The organism is Xylanimonas oleitrophica (assembly GCF_003244315.1).
Classification (GTDB): Bacteria; Actinomycetota; Actinomycetes; order Actinomycetales; family Cellulomonadaceae; genus Xylanimonas_A; species Xylanimonas_A oleitrophica.
The window spans coordinates 1-18748 of the sequence record NZ_QKWH01000017.1; the positions used below are offsets into that span (position 1 = coordinate 1).

Sequence of the window (18748 nt, forward strand, 5' to 3'; positions counted from 1 at the left end):
CCCAGCCCGCCCAGCAGCCCGCCCAGCCCACCCACCAGCCCACCCACCAGGCGGGCAGCTCGGCGGGCGTGGTGCGGTCCCTGCTGGACCGGATGCCGCGCACGGGTGCGGACGTGCTCGCGGTGGGCGCGCTCGCGGCGGCCCTCGTGGTGGCCGGCGGGGTGGTCCTGGGCCGCCGTCGCCGGGCCGCGTCGGCCCAGGCCGGCGGGCACCGCTCGGCGGACGGCTCCGGCACGGGGAGCCGCAGGGCACGCTGACGGGCACCGTGAGGTGACTCGCCCCACGGTCTGCGGACCGTGGGGCGAGACCATGAGGCCAGGCCCGGCGGCGGGGGTTACCGTGGTCGGTCGTGACGAACGACCAGACCCGGACCTCGGCGCCGGGCCTCGCCTCTGCCCCCGAGCCGCTCGCCCACGGTCTGCGGCCGCGGCACCTGACGATGATGGGGCTCGGCTCCGCGATCGGTGCGGGCCTCTTCCTCGGCTCGGGCGAGGGCATCGCGACCGCCGGCCCCGCCGTGCTGGTCAGCTATGCCATCGCGGGCGCCATCGTGGTGCTGGTGATGCGGATGCTGGCCGAGATGGCCTCCGCCGTGCCCGCCAGCGGCTCCTTCTCGGTGTACGCCGAGGTGGCGCTGGGCCGCTGGGCCGGGTTCCTGCTCGGCTGGCTCTACTGGTTCATGCTCATCATGGTGCTGGGCGTCGAGGTGACGGGTGTGGCCGGCATCGTGCACGGCTGGTGGCCGCAGGTGCCGCAGTGGACGGTCGCCGCCGTGGTGGTGGCGGTGTTCGCGGCGGTGAACCTGTCCGGGGTGCGCAACTTCGGCGAGGCGGAGTTCTGGTTCGCGGCGATCAAGGTGGCCGCGATCGTGGGCTTCCTGGTGGTGGGCGCGCTGCTCGTGGTGGGGATCATCCCGACCGCCGGGCCGGGCCTGGCCGACTGGGGCGCGCACGGCGGGTTCGCGCCGGCGGGCCTGGCGGGGGTGGCCGCCGGTCTGCTGGTGGTGGTCTTCGCGTTCGGCGGCATCGAGATCGTGGCGATCGCGGCGGCGGAGGCGCGCGACCCGAGCAACGCCGTCGCCCGTGCCACGCGCACGATCCTGTGGCGCATCCTGTTCTTCTACGTGGGTGCCGTGGCGATCATGGTGGCCCTGATCCCGTGGGACGACGCCGGTGGCCTGGCCTCCCCGTTCGTCACCGTGCTGGAGCACGCGGGCCTGGGCGGTGCCGCGCGGCTGATGGAGGTCGTCGTCGTGCTGGCGCTGCTGAGCGCCTACAACGCCCAGATCTACGGCACCTCGAGGATGCTGTTCTCGCTCGGGGAGCGGGGTGACGCCCCGCGCCCGGTGACGGGCGTGGCGGGCAACGGCGTGCCGTGGGTGGCGGTGCTGGTCTCGACGGCGTTCGGCGTGGTCGCGGTGGTGCTCAACGCGGTGCTGCCGCAGGCGCTGCTGGGCGTGCTGCTGAACGCGGTGGGCTCGGCGCTGCTGGTGGTGTGGATCCTGGTGGCGGTGTCACAGCTGCGGCTGCGCCCGCGCCTGGAGGCGGAGGCGCGCGAGCGCGGCGAGCGCCTGGCGGTGCGCACGTGGGCGTACCCGTGGCTGACGTGGGCGACGCTCGCGGGGCTGGCGGCGGTGATCGTGCTGATGCTCTCGGACGCCGCGGCGCGGGCCCAGCTCGCGGCCACGGCGGGCCTGGTGCTGGTGATCCTGGCCTGCTACGCGGTGACGACGGCGGTCAAGGGACGGCGCTCGCGGGCGCCGTCGGTGGGCGCTGCCGCGGAGTAGCCCCTACATGTAGGGGTGGGTGCGACGGGCGCCACAAGATGTTGTCACAAAACACGCCGTCACCCTGCTTGTGAAGCCCTTCACGCGGTGCCAGTCTCGCTGTGGACAGACCACTGCGAGAAGGAGTCACCCGTGGGCCGCACCATCGACGTCGCCACCACCATCGGCGAGTACCTCGACCGCTCCGACTGGCGCGTGCGCGCCAACGCCAACCAGGGCTACTCCCTGGGCGGCCTCGTCCTGAACGTGGCCGGCAAGGTCACCGCCAACTACTGGCTCGACGAGGTGTACTCGCCCGAGCTCGGCGAGGCCCACCGCAGCGGCGACCTCCACGTGCACGACCTCGACGTGCTCGGCGGGTACTGCGCCGGCTGGTCGCTGCGCCAGCTCCTCCAGGAAGGGTTCGGCGGCGTGCCCGGCACGATCGACTCCGGCCCCGCCAAGCACTTCTCCAGCGCCCTCGGCCAGGTGGTCAACTTCCTCGGCACCCTGCAGAACGAGTGGGCCGGCGCCCAGGCGTTCAGCAGCTTCGACACCCTCCTCGCCCCGTACGTCCGCCTCGACGGCCTCACCTACGAGCAGGTCCACCAGGGGATCCAGGAGCTCGTCCACAACCTCAACGTGCCCTCCCGATGGGGCACCCAGACGCCGTTCACCAACCTCACCTTCGACCTCGTCGTCCCCGACGACCTCGCCGGCACCCACCCCGTCGTCGGCGACCAGGTCTGCGACTTCACCTACGCCGACCTCACCGCCGAGATGGCGATGATCAACGAGGCGTTCGTCGACGTCATGACCGCGGGCGACGCCAGCGGCCGCGCGTTCACCTTCCCCATCCCCACCTACAACATCACCGCCGACTTCGACTGGGACGCCCCGGTGGCCGACAAGATCTTCGCGATGACGGCCAAGTACGGCACGCCCTACTTCCAGAACTTCGTGAGCTCGGACCTCAACCCGGGCGACGTGCGCTCCATGTGCTGCCGCCTCCAGCTCGACCTGCGGGAGCTGCTCAAGCGCGGCAACGGCCTGTTCGGCTCCGGCGAGCAGACCGGATCCATCGGCGTCGTCACCGTGAACATGGCCCGGCTCGGCTACCTGCACGCCGGGTCCTGGACCGACCTGCTCGAGGCCCTCGACCGGCTGGTCGCCCTCGCCGTCGAGTCCCTGGAGATCAAGCGCGCCACCGTGCAGCGCCTCATGGACGACGGCCTGTTCCCCTACAGCAGGCGCTACCTGGGCACCCTGGACGCCCACTTCTCCACCATCGGCGTCAACGGCGTCAACGAGATGATCCGCAACTTCACGCTCGACGAGCACGACATCACCAGCGACGCCGGGCGCCTCATGGCCCTGGAGGTGCTCGACCACGTGCGCGCCCGCATGGTCGAGGCGCAGGAGGCCACCGGGCACCTGTACAACCTGGAGGCCACCCCGGCCGAGGGCACCACCTACCGGTTCGCCCGCGAGGACCGCGCCCGGTTCGCCGACATCATCCAGGCCGGCACGGACGACGAGCCGTACTACACCAACTCCACCCAGCTCCCCGTGGCGTTCACCCACGACCCGTTCGAGGCGCTGGAGCAGCAGGAGGAGCTGCAGACCCGGTACACCGGCGGCACCGTGCTGCACCTGTACATGGGCGAGCGGATCAGCGACGCGCAGGCGTGCAAGCGGCTGGTGCGCCGGGCGCTCGAGGGGTTCCGCCTGCCGTACATCACCGTCACGCCCACGTTCTCGGTGTGCGACGCGCACGGGTACCTGACCGGTGAGCAGCTCACCTGCCCCACGTGCGGGGCCGAGACGGAGGTGTGGACGCGCGTCATGGGGTACCTGCGGCCCGTGTCGAGCTTCAACACCGGCAAGCAGGGGGAGTACCACGAGCGGGTGACCTTCCGTGAGCCGGCGGCCGTCTGACACCGGGGCGGGGGAGCCGGTGGTGGCGGGGCTGGTGCGGCTGTCCACCGTGGACTGGCCCGGCAGGCTCGCGGCCGTCGTGTTCCTCCAGGGGTGCCCGTGGCGGTGCACCTACTGCCACAACGACGCCATCCTCGACCCGCGGGCGCCCGCTGCGGTGCCGTGGGGCGAGGTGCTGGCGTTCCTCGACCGGCGGCGGGGCCTGCTCGACGGCGTGGTGTTCTCCGGCGGGGAGCCCACGATGTCCGCGGCGCTGCCCGCGGCCGTCGACGCCGTGCGCGAGCGCGGCTTCGCCGTCGGCCTCCACACCGGTGGCCCGTGGCCCCGGCGGCTGGCCACCCTGCTGGACAGCGGCCGGCTCGACTGGGTGGGCCTCGACGTCAAGCACCTGCCCGAGCGGTACGGGGCCGTGACGGGTGCGGCACCGTCGGGCCGGGCGGCCTGGCGGTCGCTGGAGGTGCTGCTCGCCTCCGGCGTCGACCACGAGGTGCGCACCACGGTGGACCCCACCGCCCACACGCGTGCTGAGGTGCTCGAGCTCGCGGCCCGCCTGCGGGCCGCGGGCGTGCGCCGGCACGTGCTCCAGGAGGTGCGGCCCGACGGCGCCGCCGCGGCCCACGCCGACGCGCTGACCGGGTGGCGGCTGGCCGACCTGGTGGGCGACGGCGAGCTGCCCGGCGTGGAGCGCCGGACCGCCTGAGAGGTCAGGCGCCCGCGGTGCCCGACGTCTTCCCGCCGGCCGCCGGCGTGCTGGGCGCCGCTTCGGCGGGCGCCGTGCCGTCCGGCGTCGTCGTCCCGTCCGGCTGCGGCTCGGCGGGGTCCGTGGTCTCGGGCTCCGCCGGGTCCGGCGCCCGCTTGGGCGGCCGGACGGTGGGCACGTCGCCCACGATCGGGATGGGGCGGCGATGGAACGGGAACCCGTACCGCGTGACCAGCCCGGCGAGCGTCGTGACCTTGTTGCGGGGGCCCACCAGGGACATGATGTGGACGAACAGCCACACCAGCCACGCGGTGCCCGCGGTCAGCTTCACGCGCCAGCGCGTGAACGGCACGGCGATCTCCGCGATGGCCGCGCGACGGCCGATGACGGCCATGGTGCCCTTGTCGCGGTACCGCAGGCGGGCGGTGGGCCGCCCCTCCAGCAGCGCGCGGATGTTCCGGGCCACCAGCTTGCCGCCCTGGATGGCCGGCTGGGCGAGCTGCGGCAGGTCGTCGGGCCCCACCGCGATGTCCCCGACGGCGAACACGCGCGGCCGGCCCTCGACCTGAAGGTCCGGCCCGACGGCGATGCGCCCGCCGTGCCCGCGCGGCAGGTCCCAGGCGTCGACCTCCTCGTGGGGCGAGACGCCCGCGGACCACACGGTCAGGTCGGCGGGGATGCGGGTGCCGTCGGTGAGGACGACGCAGTCGGGCTGCACCTCGGCCACCCCGGCGCCCAGGTGCAGGGTGACACCGCGGTGCTCCAGCTCCTTCGCCGCGTACGCGCGCAGCTTGGGGTCGAACGCCTTGAGCAGCTCCTTGCCCCGCTGGACGATCTTGACCTCGAACGCGTCACCGTGGATCTCGGGGAACGCGGGGGCCAGGCCCGCGGTGCGCAGCTCGGCCAGGGCGCCCGCCACCTCGACACCCGTGGCGCCGCCGCCCACCACGACCACGCGCAGGCCGTCCTCCATCGTCTTGGTGAACGCCGAGTTCTCCAGCCGGATGAAGAGCTGGTCGCGGATCTTGAGCGCCTGCGACCGGGAGTACATCGGCAGCGCGTTCTCCTTGGCACCGGGCGTGCCGAAGAAGTTCACCGTGACACCGTTGGCGACCACCAGGTAGTCGAACGGCACCCACTCGTCGTTGAGGAGGTGGATGCGGCGGCCCTCGTGGTCGATGCCCACCAGGTGCTCGTGCACCACGCGCACGTTCTTCTGCTTCAGGTGCAGGCCGCGCAGCCAGTAGGTGACGTCACCGGGGTTCAGGCCGCCGGTGGCCACCTGGTAGAGCAGCGGCTGGAACGTGTTGTACACGCGCCGCTCGATCAGGGTGACCCGCACGGGGGCGTCCGCGAGACCCTTGACGACCGCCAGGCCGGCGAACCCGCCGCCGACCACGACGACGTGCGGCAGGTCGGTGTCGTGCCCTGCGGTGTCCGTCACCCGGTGCTCCTCTCGTGGCGTGCGGAGGGGAGTGAGACCGGCCGCCCCCTCCGAGGGCGCGTCCGCCGTCGTGGGTGGCGGGCGTCGCCGGCGACCGGCTCACCGTACGCGAGCCCCGGGTGCCCGACCAACCGCTGTGGCGTGCCGTGTTCGTCACCGTGCGCTCGGTGCTCCGACCCGCGCCGGCCGTGGCACGGGTGCCCTGCGTGCCCGGGTCGGGGCCAGGGTTCAGCCGACCGTCACCGGCAGGCCACCGGCGGTCCAGGACCGCGTTCACCGGCCTGCCTAGCGTCGTGCGCGCCGGCCCGGGCGGGCTGCCGCGGGACGCCCGACGGCGGCACCGTCGGGCCGGACCAGCACTCGCGGCCGTGGTGGTACGCCTAGGGTGCTCGCGTGAGCACCCCGACCACCCCGGACATCCGCGCGGGCATCCCGGCAGGCGGCGACGCGTACGTGCTGCACCCGACGGCGCCGAGCGTCGAGGAGTACGTGCGGCTGCGTGCCGTCTCCGGCCTCAGCCCGCGCACGCCCGAGCAGGCCGGGCCGGCCGTGGCGAACAGCTGGGCGTTCTGCCACGTGCGCGACGCCGCCGGGCAGGCCGTGGCGATGGGCCGGATCTTGGGCGACGGCGGCTGGTACTTCCACGTGGCCGACATCGCGACGGACCCGGCCCACCAGCGGCGCGGGCTGGGCCGGCGCGTCATGACGTGGCTGCTCGCCCAGGTGGACGAGCGCGCTCCCGCCGACCCGTACGTCACCCTCATGGCCGACGAGCCGGGGCGGCCCCTCTACCGCAGCCTCGGTTTCGTGGAGACGGCACCGCACAGCCTCGGCATGGTGCTGCGCCGCTGAGCCGCGGGCGAGCAGTGCCAGCGAGCGTCTCTGCGGGTGTCAGGGGGCGGGCGGCACGTTCCACCCCTCGACGGTGCGCAGGCCGTGCCCGTATCCGAGCATCGAGATCGTGGCCGTGCCGAGCTCGAAGCGAGCGCCGAGGCGTGGGTCGATGTCGAGCCAGGCCGTGACGAGCACGCGCAGCAGGTGGCTGTGCGCCACGAGCAGCACGTGGCCGCCGCGGTCGAGGGTCTGCTCCGCCCGCGCCACGACGGCCTGCGCGCGTGCGTGCACCTCCTCCAGCAGCTCGCCGGGGCGGCCGTCGGAGCGCTTCGGGTCGGGTGGCAGCACGCGGACGCCGTCGTCGAACACCTGGAACTCGTGGCCGATGATCTCGCTGACCTCGGCCGACGTGCGCCCGTCCACGGGGCCGTAGTCCCACTCGGCGAGGTTCTCGTCGACGACGGCGTCGGGGTACCCGGCGAGCTCGGCGGTGCGCCGGGCGCGGACGAGGGGCGAGGTGTAGACGGCGGCGAAGTCGTACGCGGCCAGGGCGCGGCCGGCGGTGCGCGCCTGCTCCTCGCCGGCGGCGGTCAGCGGGACGTCGGTGCGGCCGGTGTGCTGTCGGCTGACCGACCACGGTGTCTCGCCGTGGCGCAGGAGCACGAGCTGGGGGTCGGGCGCGGGCGTGAGGGCCATGGTCCGATCGTCGTGCAGGGGCGGGGCAGTCGCTCGACGCACGGCGTCCACGGCCGCCCGTACGGAGCATGTGATCCGGAGTCTCACCGCGATGGAGACGGGGTGCCACCCGTTGCCTGCGAGAAGTGATCGGAGTCACACCGCTGCAGTGGCGAGCGGTACTGGGTCTCACCCAGAATGGACACCTTCCCGCGACGGTGCGGGAGTCGCGGGACGTGCCACCGAAGCCCGTGGGACCACATGAGGAGGCTGCGATGACCGACAGCGAGACCCTGTACCGCTCGATCGCCAACCCCCGCCGCACGACCCTGGCGGGTCGCAACCCGGCCGACGTCGCCGCGCCGATGCGTGACGACGCCACCCTGGTCGCCCTCGGCGAGGACGAGACCGAACGCTGACGGACCGCCAGGGCCCGGCCACGACGGCGAAGGCCGCCTCCACCACGGGAGGCGGCCTTCGCCGTCCCCCCAGACGCCGTCGGGCGGGCACTGGCGGGCGCCGCCGCCGAGCGCCGGTGCGCCCGCCTCGCACGGCCGGGCTCAGAAGGCCCGGTAGTCCGGGACCGGCAGGCGCGGGCCCCGGCCCGGTGCGCGCGGGTGCCCGCGCAGGGAGAGCAGCCGCACCACGCGGTGCCGGTGCGGCGCGTACGGTGCCAGGAGCCGCAGCATCCCGGCGTCGTCGGTGCGCTCGCCCGTCAGCGCCCAGCCCACCGCCGCCGCCAGGTGGAAGTCGCCCACCGAGACGGCGTCAGGGTCGCCGAACGCCCGCTGCGCCACCTCCGCCGAGGTCCACACGCCCACCCCGGGCACCTTCTCCAGCCGCGCCCGCGCCTCGACAGGAGCCATCGTCGTCGCCTCCTCGAGCCGACCGGCCACGCGTGCGCACGCCGTCACCGTGCGGGCGCGGCCCGGGTCCACGCCGGCACGGTGCCAGTCCCAGACCGGCACCGCCGCCCACGCCCGGGCCGAGGGCACCACGCGCATCCCCGCCGGCGCGGGGCCCGGCGCCGGCGTCCCGTGCCGCTGCAGCAGCCACCGCCACGCCCGGTGCGCGGTCACCGTCTGCACCCGCTGCTCGAGCACCGACGGCACGAGCGACTCCATGACCCGCCCCGTGCGCGGCATGCGCATCCCCACGGCCCGCCGGTGCGCGTCGCGCACCTGTGGCGGCGGGGCGAAGCCCGTGGCGTCGTCGTCCTCGCCCAGCAGGGCCGGCACGGCGTCGGCCGCTTCCCGCGCGCCCGGACCCCACAGCTGCACGACGGCGCAGCGGGCGCCGTCCTGCACGACCCGCTGCGTCACCGGACCGCTCGCCAGGAGGGACGTGCGCCAGACGGCGTCGTCGGGGGTGCGACGGAACGCCGGGTCCCAGGGGCCGCGCGCGAGCGGCGCGAGCGTGAGGGCGACATCGAGCGGCCGCGACGAGCGGTGCCGCACGACGATCGCCCCGTCGGCGGGCGGAGGCCCGGCGGGCGTGGGGTGCGCGGCGGTGACCGTCACGTCGGTCGACACGTCAGTCGAACAGGGTGCCCAGCTCCCACTGGGGCTCGGCCGCCGGGGCGGGGCGCCCGGAGGGCTGGGAGGCGGCAGGGGTGACGGTCGCCCCGGCGGCAGGCACGGGGGCGGGCGCCGCAGTCCGGCGACGCGCGGTCTCGGGCTCGGCGTCCCCGGCCGGGCTGGCGGGCAGCAGCTCGGAGCCGACGTCGCCCCGGCCGGCGGCCCAGTCCTGGGCGGCGAGGCCGGCGAGCTGGTCTGCCCGCTCGTTGAACGGGTTGCCCACGTGCCCCCGCACCCAGCGGAACCGCACCGGGCCCTCGCGCTGGGTGATGGCACGGTCGATGGCCTGCACCAGCTCGAGGTTCTTGACCGGCGAGCCGGACGCCGTGCGCCAGCCCTTGCGCTTCCAGCCCTCGATCCACTCCGAGGAGCAGCGGATCGCGTACTGCGAGTCCGACTCGATCAGGAGCGGCTCACCGCCGGGGTGGGCCTCGATGGCACGCAGCACGGCGGTCAGCTCGGCGACCTGGTTGGTGCCCGAGGCCGCGCCGCCCGAGTCGAACCGGCCGCCCTCGTGCGCGATCCACGCCCAGCCGATCGCGCCTCCGGGGTTGCGGAGGCACGAGCCGTCGGTGCTCACGATGATCACGGGCGCCCATTGTGCCTGCCCCCTCCGACACCGTCGACCAGGTGGACCCTGGCGCGTCGGCGTGGCGGGGGTCTCACGAGCCCTCCGCCGGATGGGGAGAGACGAAACCGCAGGCCGGCGCGGCGCCCCACAATCGCAGCATGACGTTCCCCACGCCCGCCGACGGTCCCGACGCGTCCACCCAGCGGTCGCCGGACGGGCCCGTTGCCGCCCCCGGTCCTGGCGGGTCTGGCGGCACGCCGCCGGGCGACGTCCCGGCCGAGCGCCGGCGCACCGCCGCGGACGTGCGCCGTTGGCGCAGGTACCTGGCCGACGAGCGTGCCGAGGCCGCCGTCTACCGGGACCTGGCGAGCCGGCGAACGGGCGAGGAGCGGGAGATCCTGCTCGCGCTGGCCCTGGCCGAGGGACGGCACGAGAAGCACTGGCTCGACCTGCTGGGTGACGACGTCGGGCGTCCGCTCCGCGGCGACCTGCGCACCCGGGTGCTGGGGTGGCTCGCGCGGCGCTTCGGCGGGGTGTTCGTCCTCGCGCTGGCGCAGCGGGCCGAGGCTCGCTCGGGCTACGGCTCCGAGGCCGACGCGACGCCGGCGATGGCGGCCGACGAGCGCATCCACGAGGAGGTGGTGCGCGGCCTGGCCACGCGCGGGCGCAACCGCTTGTCCGGCACGTTCCGCGCGGCGGTGTTCGGTGCCAACGACGGCCTGGTCTCCAACCTGGCGCTGGTGCTGGGCATCGGCGCCTCGGGCGCCTCGCAGCACACGGTGCTGCTGACGGGCCTGGCCGGTCTGCTCGCCGGGGCGCTGTCGATGGGGGCGGGGGAGTTCGTCTCGGTGCGCTCCCAGCGCGAGCTGCTGGAGGCGTCCACTCCCACCGCCGAGTCGGCCAGCGCGCTGCCGCACCTGGACGTGGACGCCAACGAGCTGGCCCTGGTCTACCGGGCGCGCGGCATGGGCGCGCAGGAGGCGCAGGAGCACGCGGACCAGGTGCTGCTGCGCCTGGCGGCGTCGGGGGCGGCGTCGGGAGCAACCACGGGCACGGGCGCGGTCCCGGTGGCACCGACGGCGGCGGACCTGAGCGCGGGCCGCCGGGCGGAGGAGGGGGCGGGCGTCGCGCACGACGACCTGGAGACGCACGGCACCGCCTGGGGCGCCGCGGTGTCGAGCTTCGGCTTCTTCGCGTCGGGCGCGCTGGTGCCCGTGCTGCCCTACCTGCTCGGGCTGACGGGCACGACCGCGGTGGTCGTGGCCGCGACGATGGTGGGGGTCGCGCTGCTGGTCACGGGCGCGATCACGGGCCTGCTCTCGGGCACCTCGCCGCTGACGCGGGCGCTGCGCCAGCTCGCCATCGGCTTCGGTGCGGCAGGTGCCACGTACCTCCTTGGCCTGGTCTTCGGCACGACGGTGGGCTGACCGGGTCCGGGGAGCCTCCCTGGAGGCCTGCGGTGAACCGTGCCCGTCGAGCCGTGCGGAAAATTTCTGCCCCGATGTGTTGCATGGCGGGCACATCTGCCGCACGCTGACCTCGGAACCGGTGTCCCGGGCGCACACCCGGGCTGCGAGGCCGGTCGCGACGACGCGACGCAGGGGGAGACGATGGCACAGCACGGCCAGCGTGCGCCGAGGGCGGCAGCCCTCCGGCGGTTCGCGGTGCGTGCGTGCGGTGCCGCAGCCGGCGCCCTGGCCACCGCGGCGCTCGGCGTCGCGTTCGCCGCCGGGGCGGCTGCCGACGAACCCGCCCCCGGCCTCGGGTCGCTGCTCGCGCCGGTCACCGCCACCGTCGAGCACGTCGTGCCCGCCGCGGCCCCGGTCACCGGCCCGATCACCGGGACGCTCGACGCCGTCGCGGCCCAGGTGGCCCAGGTAGCCCCGCAGTCGCCTCGCCAGGCCGCCCCGCAGGCGCCCGCAGCCACCCCGGGAGTCCCGGCTCCCGCCGAGCCGGCTGCCCCGGCTCCGCAGCACGCGGCTCCGGCCGCGCAGCCGCCGGCCTCGCCGCCCGTCGCTCCGGCCGCGCCGGGCCAGCCCGCGCCCGGACCGGCCGCGCCGGCACCGGCCGAGCACGCCGCTCCTGCCCCCGCTCCGGCCCCCGCTCCTGCCCTCGCCGTGGGGGCCGCTGCCGGCGGCGCAGCCCCTGTCGCGGGCGCCGCTGCCCAGGCGCTGAGCCCGGTGGCGAGCGTGGCCGGCGAGAAGCTCGATCCCGCGCTCGGCGCCCTGGGCACGATCACCGCCGACACGCTCGCTCCTCTGGCCGCCTCCCTCGCTCCCGCGGTCGGGGAGGTGGGCGGAGCGGCCGCCGACGCGCTCTCGCCGGTGGCGCCGACGGTGGACGCGCTGCGCCCCGTGCTCGGGCCGGTCGCCGGCGCCGTGGCTCAGGTGGCGGCTCCGGTCACCGCCGGGGTGGGCGGAGCCGTGGACCCGCTGCTGGACGGCCTCGCTCCCGTGACGGGCAGCCTGGCGCCCGTCACGGGTGCGGTCGTGGACGCGCTGGCCCCCGTGAGCCGGGTGCTCCGGCCGGTGGTGCGCCCTGTGGGTGACGCGCTGGCGCCGCCCCTGGCCGCCGTCGTCGACCCGCTGAGACCTGTCCTGGAGCCCGTGCTCGACGACGTCGTCCGGCCCGCCCTGCCAGCGCTGCCCCTCCTGCCTGCGGAGCCTGCGCCCGGCGCTTTGCCCGACGACGAGGGCGCCGTGACACCTGCCGGTCCGGGGGTCGCTGGCCCGTCCGGCCGGGCCTCGGGGGCGTTCGCAGGCTCGACGAGCCGTGCGGTGCTCGCGGGCCCCACGGTGCTCGCCGTCCCCGCAGCACCGACCACCCCGGCTGGCGCAGCGCCCGCCGAGGCCACGGGGAGCACGGGGAGCACGGGGGCCGCACAGGACCCCGGGGCCGGTGACCTGTCCGCCGGCACGCAGCGTGCCGCCGCGGCGGGCGCGGAGCCGGTCACCTCGGCCCGTGCGGCCGGGGCCCTCGCCCCGGCGGGCTCCCTGCTCCCCACGTCTCCGGCACCCACCGCTCCTGCCCCGGTGACGGGTGGCCCCGACGGTTCCGTCTCGCACCCTCGTGGTGTCGGCGGCGACCAGGCCGACCTGGCCGCGGCCGAGCAGGCGCACGCGACCTCGTGGCTGGTCGCGGCTGCCGCCTCGGTGGTGCGCCACCCGTCGACGTTCTTCGACGTCCCCGTCTCTCCCGCCTGACGTGGTGACGCCGCGCCCCTGAGCGCGGCAACGCCGCCACCGGCGCCCGCCGGTGGCCCACCCGTCACCGTCAGGAGAGAACCATGAACATCTACGTCCGACGTGCGCTGCGCGCAGTGCTCGTCGCCGGGGGCCTGCTGGTCGCCGGCGCCTCGGTGGCCTCGGCCGCCCCGGACGACGTCGTCGACGTCGACCTCGGCGAGGACACCTCGATCCACGTCAACCTCGACCAGGTGGCCCCGGAGCTCCCGGAGGTGCCGGTCGACACGGGCCTGGACCTTCCCGCCGTCGACACCCAGCCGCTGGAGACGGCGGTCGACGGCCTGCTGGGCGATGGCGGAGCCGTGGACGACGTCGTCGGCCCGGACGACCCGTCGAGCACCACCACGGACGGGCTCGTGCAGCCGGTGGCGGACGACGTCGCGGCGACGGTCGAGGCCGTCACCGCGGCCGACGTGCCCGCCGTCGTCGGGTCCGTGACGGGCGACGGGGCGCTGCTGGACGACGTCCTGGAGGACGGCGGCGCCGACGCCGTCGCGCAGGACGTCGCGGACCTGTCCACCGGCTCGGGCGCCGTCGCCGACGTCGTGGGCGACGTGCTCGGCGAGGACGGGCTGGTGGACGGCGTCGTGGGCGCCGACGCGTCGCAGGCGGGCCTCACCGACGAGGTGGTGGAGGCGGTGGTCGACGACGTCGACTCCACGCTGAGCGACCTCGCCGCGGGCGACGTCGCGGGTGCCGTGGGCGGCCTGACCGGTGACGAGGGCCTGGTGGACGACCTGCTGGAGGACGGCGGCGCGGACGCCACGATCGGCACCGTGAGCGACGTCGCCGGCGCGGTCGACGGCACCCTGGGCACCGACGGGGCTCTGACCGGCCTCGTCGACGGCGTGGCCGGCGACGACGGCCTGCTGGACGACGTGCTCGGTGCCGACGAGCCGGAGGCCGGCCCCACCGACGAGCTCGTGGAGCACGTGGTGGCCGACCTGGACGACACGCTGCAGCACCTCGTGGCCGGTGACGTGCCCGGCGTGCTGGCATCTCTGCTGGCCGACGACGGCCTGGTGGACGACCTCCTCGAGGACCGGGCGCCGGGCCTGCCGGGCGGCGGCACCACCGACCCGGGGACCGACCCCGGCACCGATCCGGGCACGGACCCCGGCACCGGTGGTCCCGGCTCCGGCACGGGGGGCGGTGGCGCGCTGCCGACGTCCCCGATCGGCACCGTCCCGCTGCCTGGCGCCGGTGAGCTGCCCGGCATGGCGGGCGTGGTCCCGCCGGGAGCGTCCCAGGCCGGCACGAGCGCGGGCACGGCGTCCGGCGTCGTCCCCACGGCGACGGCGAGCGGTGACGCGCGCACCGCGTCCGCGGTGCGGGGCGCGCTGACCGCGGCGGCTGCGGACGCCCTGCCCCGCACGGGCGGCAGCGCCGTCCTGCTGCTGCCGGCGGCGGGGCTCGTGGCGCTGGGCCTGCTGCTCCTGGCCGGCGGGCGTCGCCGGCAGGTGGGGGGTGCGGCGGTGCCCGGGGTGTGACGGCTTCCCCGCGGGGACGCGGGGGCTCGAGCCCCCGCCGCCCGGTCCCGCCTGGGGCCGCCGGGCGGTGGGCGGCGGTGTCGCAGCAGGGCGCAGGGGGCCCGGCCGCGGCACCGTGACCGCGACCCTCGCCCGGTGGTCTCGGGGGACCGCCGGGCGAGGGCTCGCGGACGGCAGAGGCCGGTGGAACGGCAGGGCGCAGGGGCCCCGGCCGCTCCACCGGCCTCGGCGGAGGGTGCTCGGGTCAGGCGATGGCGAAGACCACCGCGGCGATGCCGAAGCCCATGACGCCGATCGTGGTCTCCATGACGGTCCACGTCTTGAGCGTCGTCTTGACGTCCATGTCGAAGAACCGGCCCACGAGCCAGAACCCGGAGTCGTTGACGTGGCTGAGCACCACGGAGCCGGCGGCCACGGCGATCACCATCGTGGCGAGCTCGACGGCGTTGTAGCTGCCGGCGGCCACGGCGGGGGCGATGAGCCCGGCGGCGGTGGTCAGGGCCACGGTGGCCGAGCCCTGTGCCACGCGCAGGATGGCGGCGATGAGGAAGCCGGCGAGGATCAGCGGGACGCCGAGGTCGCCGAGCACGTCGGCGAGCGCGTCACCGATGCCCGAGGCGCGCAGCACGCCGCCGAACATGCCGCCGGCGCCGGTGATGAGGATGACGGACGCGACGGGGCCGAGGGCGGAGTCGACGATCTTCTCCAGCGCGGTGCCGGACGTGCCGCGGCGGCGGCCCAGCACCCAGGTGGCCACGATGACGGTGACGACGAGCGCGACGGGCGTCTGGCCGAGGGCGCGGAACGCCTGCACCCAGGTGGCGTCGCCGTCCACGGTGCCGGCGGCGCGCAGGGCGTCGAGGCCGGTGTTGGCGAAGATCAGCACGAGCGGCAGCATCAGGAGGGCGACGACGGTGCCGAACGCGGGTGGGTTGGCGATGGCGTCGTCGTCGGCCTTGCCGAGGATCGAGGGGATGGGCAGCTCGATGCGGCGGCCCATGAAGATGCCGTACAGGTACGAGGTGACGTACCAGGTGGGGATCGCGACGAGGAGGCCGACGGCGATGACGGTGCCGATGTTGGCGCCGAGCAGTTCGGTGGCGGCGACGGGGCCGGGGTGCGGCGGCACGTAGATGTGCATGACCGAGAACGCACCGGCGACGGGCAGGCCGTACAGCAGCACGGACCCGCCGAGGCGACGCCCGACGGCGAACACGATCGGCAGCATGACCACGAGGCCGGCGTCGAAGAAGATCGGGAAGCCGAAGATGAGGGAGGCGAGGCCGAGCGCGAACGGGGCGCGCTTCTCGCCGAACTTCTTGATGAGGAAGTCGGCGAGCACCTGGGCGCCGCCGCTGGTCTCGACGAGGCGGCCGAGCATGGCGCCGAGGGCGACCAGCAGGGCGACGCCGGCGAGAGTCGACCCGAACCCGCTGGTCATGACGGGCACGACGGACCCGATGGGGATGCCGGTCGCGACCGCGGTGAGGAGGCTGACGAGGATGAGCGCGACGAACGCGTGCATCCGCAGCCAGATGATGAGTACGAGCAGGGCGGCGATCGCGCCCGCCGCGATGGCGAGCAGCGGCCCTGCGGTGAGGGTCTGGGTCCAGTCCTCGGGCGTCATGGTGTCTCCGTCGACGTGTGGCGATGTGGGGTGGCCTCGGGGCCCCGGCCGTCGTGGTGGCCGGGGCCCGTCGGGGGCTGGTGGGGGGTGGCCGCGTCAGCGATCGAGGTGGGCGATGATCTCGTCCACGATCTCGGGCGGCCGGGGGAAGACGTCGACGGTGAACCCGTCCTCGTCGTCGCCGAGGGGCTCGAGGGTCGCGAGCTGGGAGTCGAGCATCGCGGGCTTCATGAAGTGGCCGGCACGGCCCTGGATGCGCTCGGTGAGCAGCTCGCGGGAGCCGGTCAGGTGCGCGAACCGGACGGGGCCGGCCTCGCGCAGCAGGTCGCGGTAGGAGCGCTTGAGGGCGCTGCACGGCACGACGGCGGAGCGTCCGGCGGCGGCCTGCTCGGCGAGCCAGTCGCGGATGTGGCCGAGCCAGGGCCAGCGGTCGGAGTCCTCGAGCGGCATGCCGTCGCTCATCTTGGCGACGTTCTCCGGCGGGTGGAACTCGTCGCCCTCGGCGAACTCGGCGCCGAGGCGCCCGGCCAGGAGGGCGGCGACGGTGGTCTTGCCGGACCCGGCCACGCCCATGACGACGACGAGGTCGACGTCGGGTGCGGGGGTCGTCGAGGGGGTGGAGCGGGGCTCCTGTGCTGCCGCGGTCGGGGCGGGGTCGTTCCCGGCCGTGCTGGCGGCGGCGCTGCTTCGCTGGGGGACCTGCGGTGTCCCGGCGACGTCGATGTCCACGCGCACAGCATGCGGGTTTGGTATCACCTTTGGCAAGTCAATGGTGTGATCAATCGTCGTCATCGCGCCCTTACCCTTGGTCTCGTGCCAGCAGACGTCCTCCACAGCACCGTGCTCGACACGCTCGGCCGCCGCATCACCGGAGGTGACCTGCCTGCCGGTTCGGTGCTCACGCTCGACGGGCTCGGGGGCGAGTTCGGCGTCTCGCGCACCGTCGCCCGCGAGGTCATGCGGATGCTCGAAGGGCTCGGGCTGGTGCGCTCCAGCCGGCGCGTGGGCCTCGTCGTCCTGGGCATGGAGGACTGGAACGTGCTCGACCCTCGCGTCATCTCCTGGCGCCTGCAGGGTGCGGGCCGCGTCGACCAGCTGCGCTCCCTCACCGAGCTGCGCCACGCCGTCGAGCCCCTCGCCGCCGCGGGCGCCGCCCGCCACGCCGACCCCGAGGTGCGTGCCGAGATCCTCGACATCGCCCGCCGCATGCGCGAGCTCGGCGAGGCCGGCGAGGGCGCGCACGCCGAGTTCCTCGGCCTGGACATCCGCATGCACGAGCTGCTGCTGCGCTCCAGCGGCAACGAGCTGTTCGGCGCGCTGTCCGACGTCGTCGCCGCCGTGCTCTCCGGGCGCACCGCACTGGGGCTGATGCCCGCCTCGCCCGAGACGGTCGCGCTCGACGGCCACGAGGCCGTGGCCCGCGCCGTCGCGGCCGGGGACGCCGCGGCCGCCCAGCGCGCGATGGCCGGCATCGTCGACGAGGTGCAGCACGCCCTGCCCGAGGAGCAGGACGCCTGAGACGCCCGGCCGCCGAGCGGTCGCCCCGGCGTACCATCGCCTCACCATGCCCCGCCTCCTCGCCGACCTGACGCCGCTGCGCGTCTCGCCGGAGTACCGGCGGCTCTGGTGGGGCCTCGGCGTCTCCAACCTGGGTGCCCAGCTCACCGTCGTCGCCGTGGGGCTGCAGGTCTACGACCTCACCGGCTCCACCCTGGCCGTCGGCACGCTGGGCCTGTTCGCCCTCGTGCCCCTCGTCGTCCTCGGCCTGTACGGCGGCGCGCTCGTGGACCACTACGACCGCCGCAAGGTCTCGCTCCTGGCGTCGAGCGTGCTGTGGCTCGTGACCGTCGCCATCGCCCTCCAGGCGTGGCTGCACGCCGACTCGGTGCACCTGCTGTACGGGCTCGTCGCTCTGCAGTCGGCCGCGTTCGCGATCAACAACCCCGCCCGCTCCGCGATCATCCCCCGCCTGCTGCCCGCGCACCTCATGCCCGCAGCCAACGCGCTGCAGACCCTCACCATGAACGTCGCGCTCACGGGCGGGCCCCTCGCGGCCTCCGCGCTGGTGTACACCGGCGGGTACGCCTGGGCGTACACCATCGACGCCCTCATGTTCACCGCCGCGCTGTGGGCGGTGTGGCGCCTGCCGGACATCCCGCCCCAGCCCGGCACCGACGACACCGCCACGGCTCCCCGCCGCGCCGTCGGCCTGCGGTCGGTGCTCGACGGCCTGCGCTACCTGGCCACGCGACCCAACCTGCGCACCTCGTTCGTGGTCGACCTGTGCGCCATGGTGCTCTCCTTCCCCCGCGTGCTGTGGCCCGCAGCGGGCGTCGTCTACCTGGGCGGCGGCTCCGCCACCACCGGCGTGCTCGCCGCCTCGTTCGCCGCCGGCGGCATCCTCGCCAGCCTGTTCTCCGGGCCGTTCGGCCGCATCCACCGGCACGGCCGTGCCATCGTGTGGGCCATCACCGCCTGGTCCGTGTCCGTGGTGGCGTTCGGCGTGGTGCTGGTGCTCGTGGGCCGCACCGAGCCCTCGGGCGTGATGCTCGGTGCCCTCGCCGCCGCCTGCGTGGCGCTCGCCCTGGCCGGCGGCAGCGACGCCATCTCGTCGGTGTTCCGCCAGTCGATCCTCCAGACGGCGGCCCCCGACCACATGCGCGGCCGCCTCCAGGGCGTGTTCATCGTCGTCGTGGCGGGAGGTCCTCGGCTCGGGGAGATGGTGCTCGGCGCCGAGGCCGCGTGGCTCGGCGAGGGGTGGGCCGCCGTCGTGGGCGGCCTATCCTGCCTGGTCGCCCTGTGGGTCGTGGCCCGGCTGACCCCGCGGTTCTGGCGCTACGACGCCCGGCACCCCGAGCCCTGAGTCCGGCCCGGCCCCGGGC

At 75.4% G+C, this 18748-nt stretch carries 17 protein-coding genes; 11 read left to right on the forward strand and 6 right to left on the reverse strand.

From position 1 onward, the window contains the following. The 4 genes from DNL40_RS15085 to DNL40_RS15100 form a co-directional block, all read left to right on the forward strand. On the forward strand, window positions 1–257 hold a 257-nt coding region (locus DNL40_RS15085; protein ID WP_146252115.1), incomplete at its 5' end, for an LPXTG cell wall anchor domain-containing protein. A gap of 92 nt (window positions 258–349) precedes the next feature. Further along, a complete protein-coding gene (locus DNL40_RS15090) occupies window positions 350–1786 on the forward strand; it encodes an amino acid permease (RefSeq protein WP_245885976.1) in 1437 nt (478 codons plus the stop codon). 132 nt (window positions 1787–1918) lie between these two features. After that, complete coding sequence (locus DNL40_RS15095; RefSeq protein WP_245885977.1) at window positions 1919–3703, forward strand: ribonucleoside triphosphate reductase; 1785 nt, start codon at window positions 1919–1921, stop codon at window positions 3701–3703. Further along, window positions 3684–4403 (forward strand): anaerobic ribonucleoside-triphosphate reductase activating protein, encoded by a 720-nt coding sequence (locus DNL40_RS15100; RefSeq protein WP_111252092.1) that lies wholly within the window; start codon window positions 3684–3686, stop codon window positions 4401–4403. Before DNL40_RS15095 ends, DNL40_RS15100 begins: the two co-directional genes overlap by 20 nt. Before the next feature lie 4 nt (window positions 4404–4407). On the opposite strand, the gene DNL40_RS15105 is transcribed toward DNL40_RS15100, so the two are convergent. After that, window positions 4408–5847 (reverse strand): NAD(P)/FAD-dependent oxidoreductase, encoded by a 1440-nt coding sequence (locus DNL40_RS15105; RefSeq protein WP_245885978.1) that lies wholly within the window; start codon window positions 5845–5847, stop codon window positions 4408–4410. Window positions 5848–6240: 393 nt separating this feature from the next. Here DNL40_RS15105 and DNL40_RS15110 point away from each other — a divergent pair, with 393 nt between their 5' ends. Continuing rightward, window positions 6241–6699 carry a GNAT family N-acetyltransferase gene (locus DNL40_RS15110; protein ID WP_425450791.1) on the forward strand — a complete coding sequence of 153 codons (459 nt, stop codon included), beginning with the start codon at window positions 6241–6243 and terminating at the stop codon, window positions 6697–6699. Window positions 6700–6738: 39 nt separating this feature from the next. Here the strand turns inward: DNL40_RS15110 and DNL40_RS15115 are convergent, their stop codons facing one another. After that, window positions 6739–7377, reverse strand: a complete 639-nt coding sequence (locus DNL40_RS15115) for a histidine phosphatase family protein (protein WP_111252093.1) — start codon at window positions 7375–7377, stop codon at window positions 6739–6741. 254 nt (window positions 7378–7631) lie between these two features. Between DNL40_RS15115 and DNL40_RS16540 the strand changes: the two genes are divergently transcribed. Then, complete coding sequence (locus DNL40_RS16540; protein ID WP_179951100.1) at window positions 7632–7775, forward strand: hypothetical protein; 144 nt, start codon at window positions 7632–7634, stop codon at window positions 7773–7775. A 141-nt stretch (window positions 7776–7916) separates the two neighbouring features. On the opposite strand, the gene DNL40_RS15120 is transcribed toward DNL40_RS16540, so the two are convergent. Further along, entirely contained in the window at window positions 7917–8888 is a 972-nt protein-coding gene (locus DNL40_RS15120; protein WP_245885979.1) for a DNA-3-methyladenine glycosylase family protein, read from the reverse strand. A 1-nt stretch (window position 8889) separates the two neighbouring features. Then, complete coding sequence (locus DNL40_RS15125) at window positions 8890–9522, reverse strand: ribonuclease H family protein (protein WP_111252094.1); 633 nt, start codon at window positions 9520–9522, stop codon at window positions 8890–8892. A 140-nt stretch (window positions 9523–9662) separates the two neighbouring features. Here DNL40_RS15125 and DNL40_RS15130 point away from each other — a divergent pair, with 140 nt between their 5' ends. The 3 genes from DNL40_RS15130 to DNL40_RS15140 all read left to right on the forward strand — a co-directional run bounded on the left by DNL40_RS15130 (window position 9663) and on the right by DNL40_RS15140 (window position 14239). Continuing rightward, entirely contained in the window at window positions 9663–10931 is a 1269-nt protein-coding gene (locus tag DNL40_RS15130; RefSeq protein ID WP_111252095.1) for a VIT1/CCC1 transporter family protein, read from the forward strand. 183 nt (window positions 10932–11114) lie between these two features. Further along, window positions 11115–12707 carry a hypothetical protein gene (locus DNL40_RS15135; RefSeq protein ID WP_111252096.1) on the forward strand — a complete coding sequence of 531 codons (1593 nt, stop codon included), beginning with the start codon at window positions 11115–11117 and terminating at the stop codon, window positions 12705–12707. An 83-nt stretch (window positions 12708–12790) separates the two neighbouring features. Next, complete coding sequence (locus DNL40_RS15140) at window positions 12791–14239, forward strand: LPXTG cell wall anchor domain-containing protein (protein ID WP_111252097.1); 1449 nt, start codon at window positions 12791–12793, stop codon at window positions 14237–14239. Between the two features lie 244 nt (window positions 14240–14483). On the opposite strand, the gene DNL40_RS15145 is transcribed toward DNL40_RS15140, so the two are convergent. Continuing rightward, complete coding sequence (locus tag DNL40_RS15145; protein ID WP_111252098.1) at window positions 14484–15866, reverse strand: GntP family permease; 1383 nt, start codon at window positions 15864–15866, stop codon at window positions 14484–14486. A 96-nt stretch (window positions 15867–15962) separates the two neighbouring features. Continuing rightward, entirely contained in the window at window positions 15963–16439 is a 477-nt protein-coding gene (locus DNL40_RS15150; protein ID WP_111252130.1) for a gluconokinase, read from the reverse strand. A 240-nt stretch (window positions 16440–16679) separates the two neighbouring features. Here DNL40_RS15150 and DNL40_RS15155 point away from each other — a divergent pair, with 240 nt between their 5' ends. Together DNL40_RS15155 and DNL40_RS15160 are read left to right on the forward strand one after the other, a co-directional pair. After that, entirely contained in the window at window positions 16680–17384 is a 705-nt protein-coding gene (locus DNL40_RS15155) for a FadR/GntR family transcriptional regulator (protein WP_245885980.1), read from the forward strand. 46 nt (window positions 17385–17430) lie between these two features. After that, window positions 17431–18729, forward strand: coding sequence for an MFS transporter (locus DNL40_RS15160; RefSeq protein WP_111252100.1), 1299 nt, complete (start codon window positions 17431–17433; stop codon window positions 18727–18729). The last annotated feature ends 19 nt before the right edge of the window (window positions 18730–18748 follow it).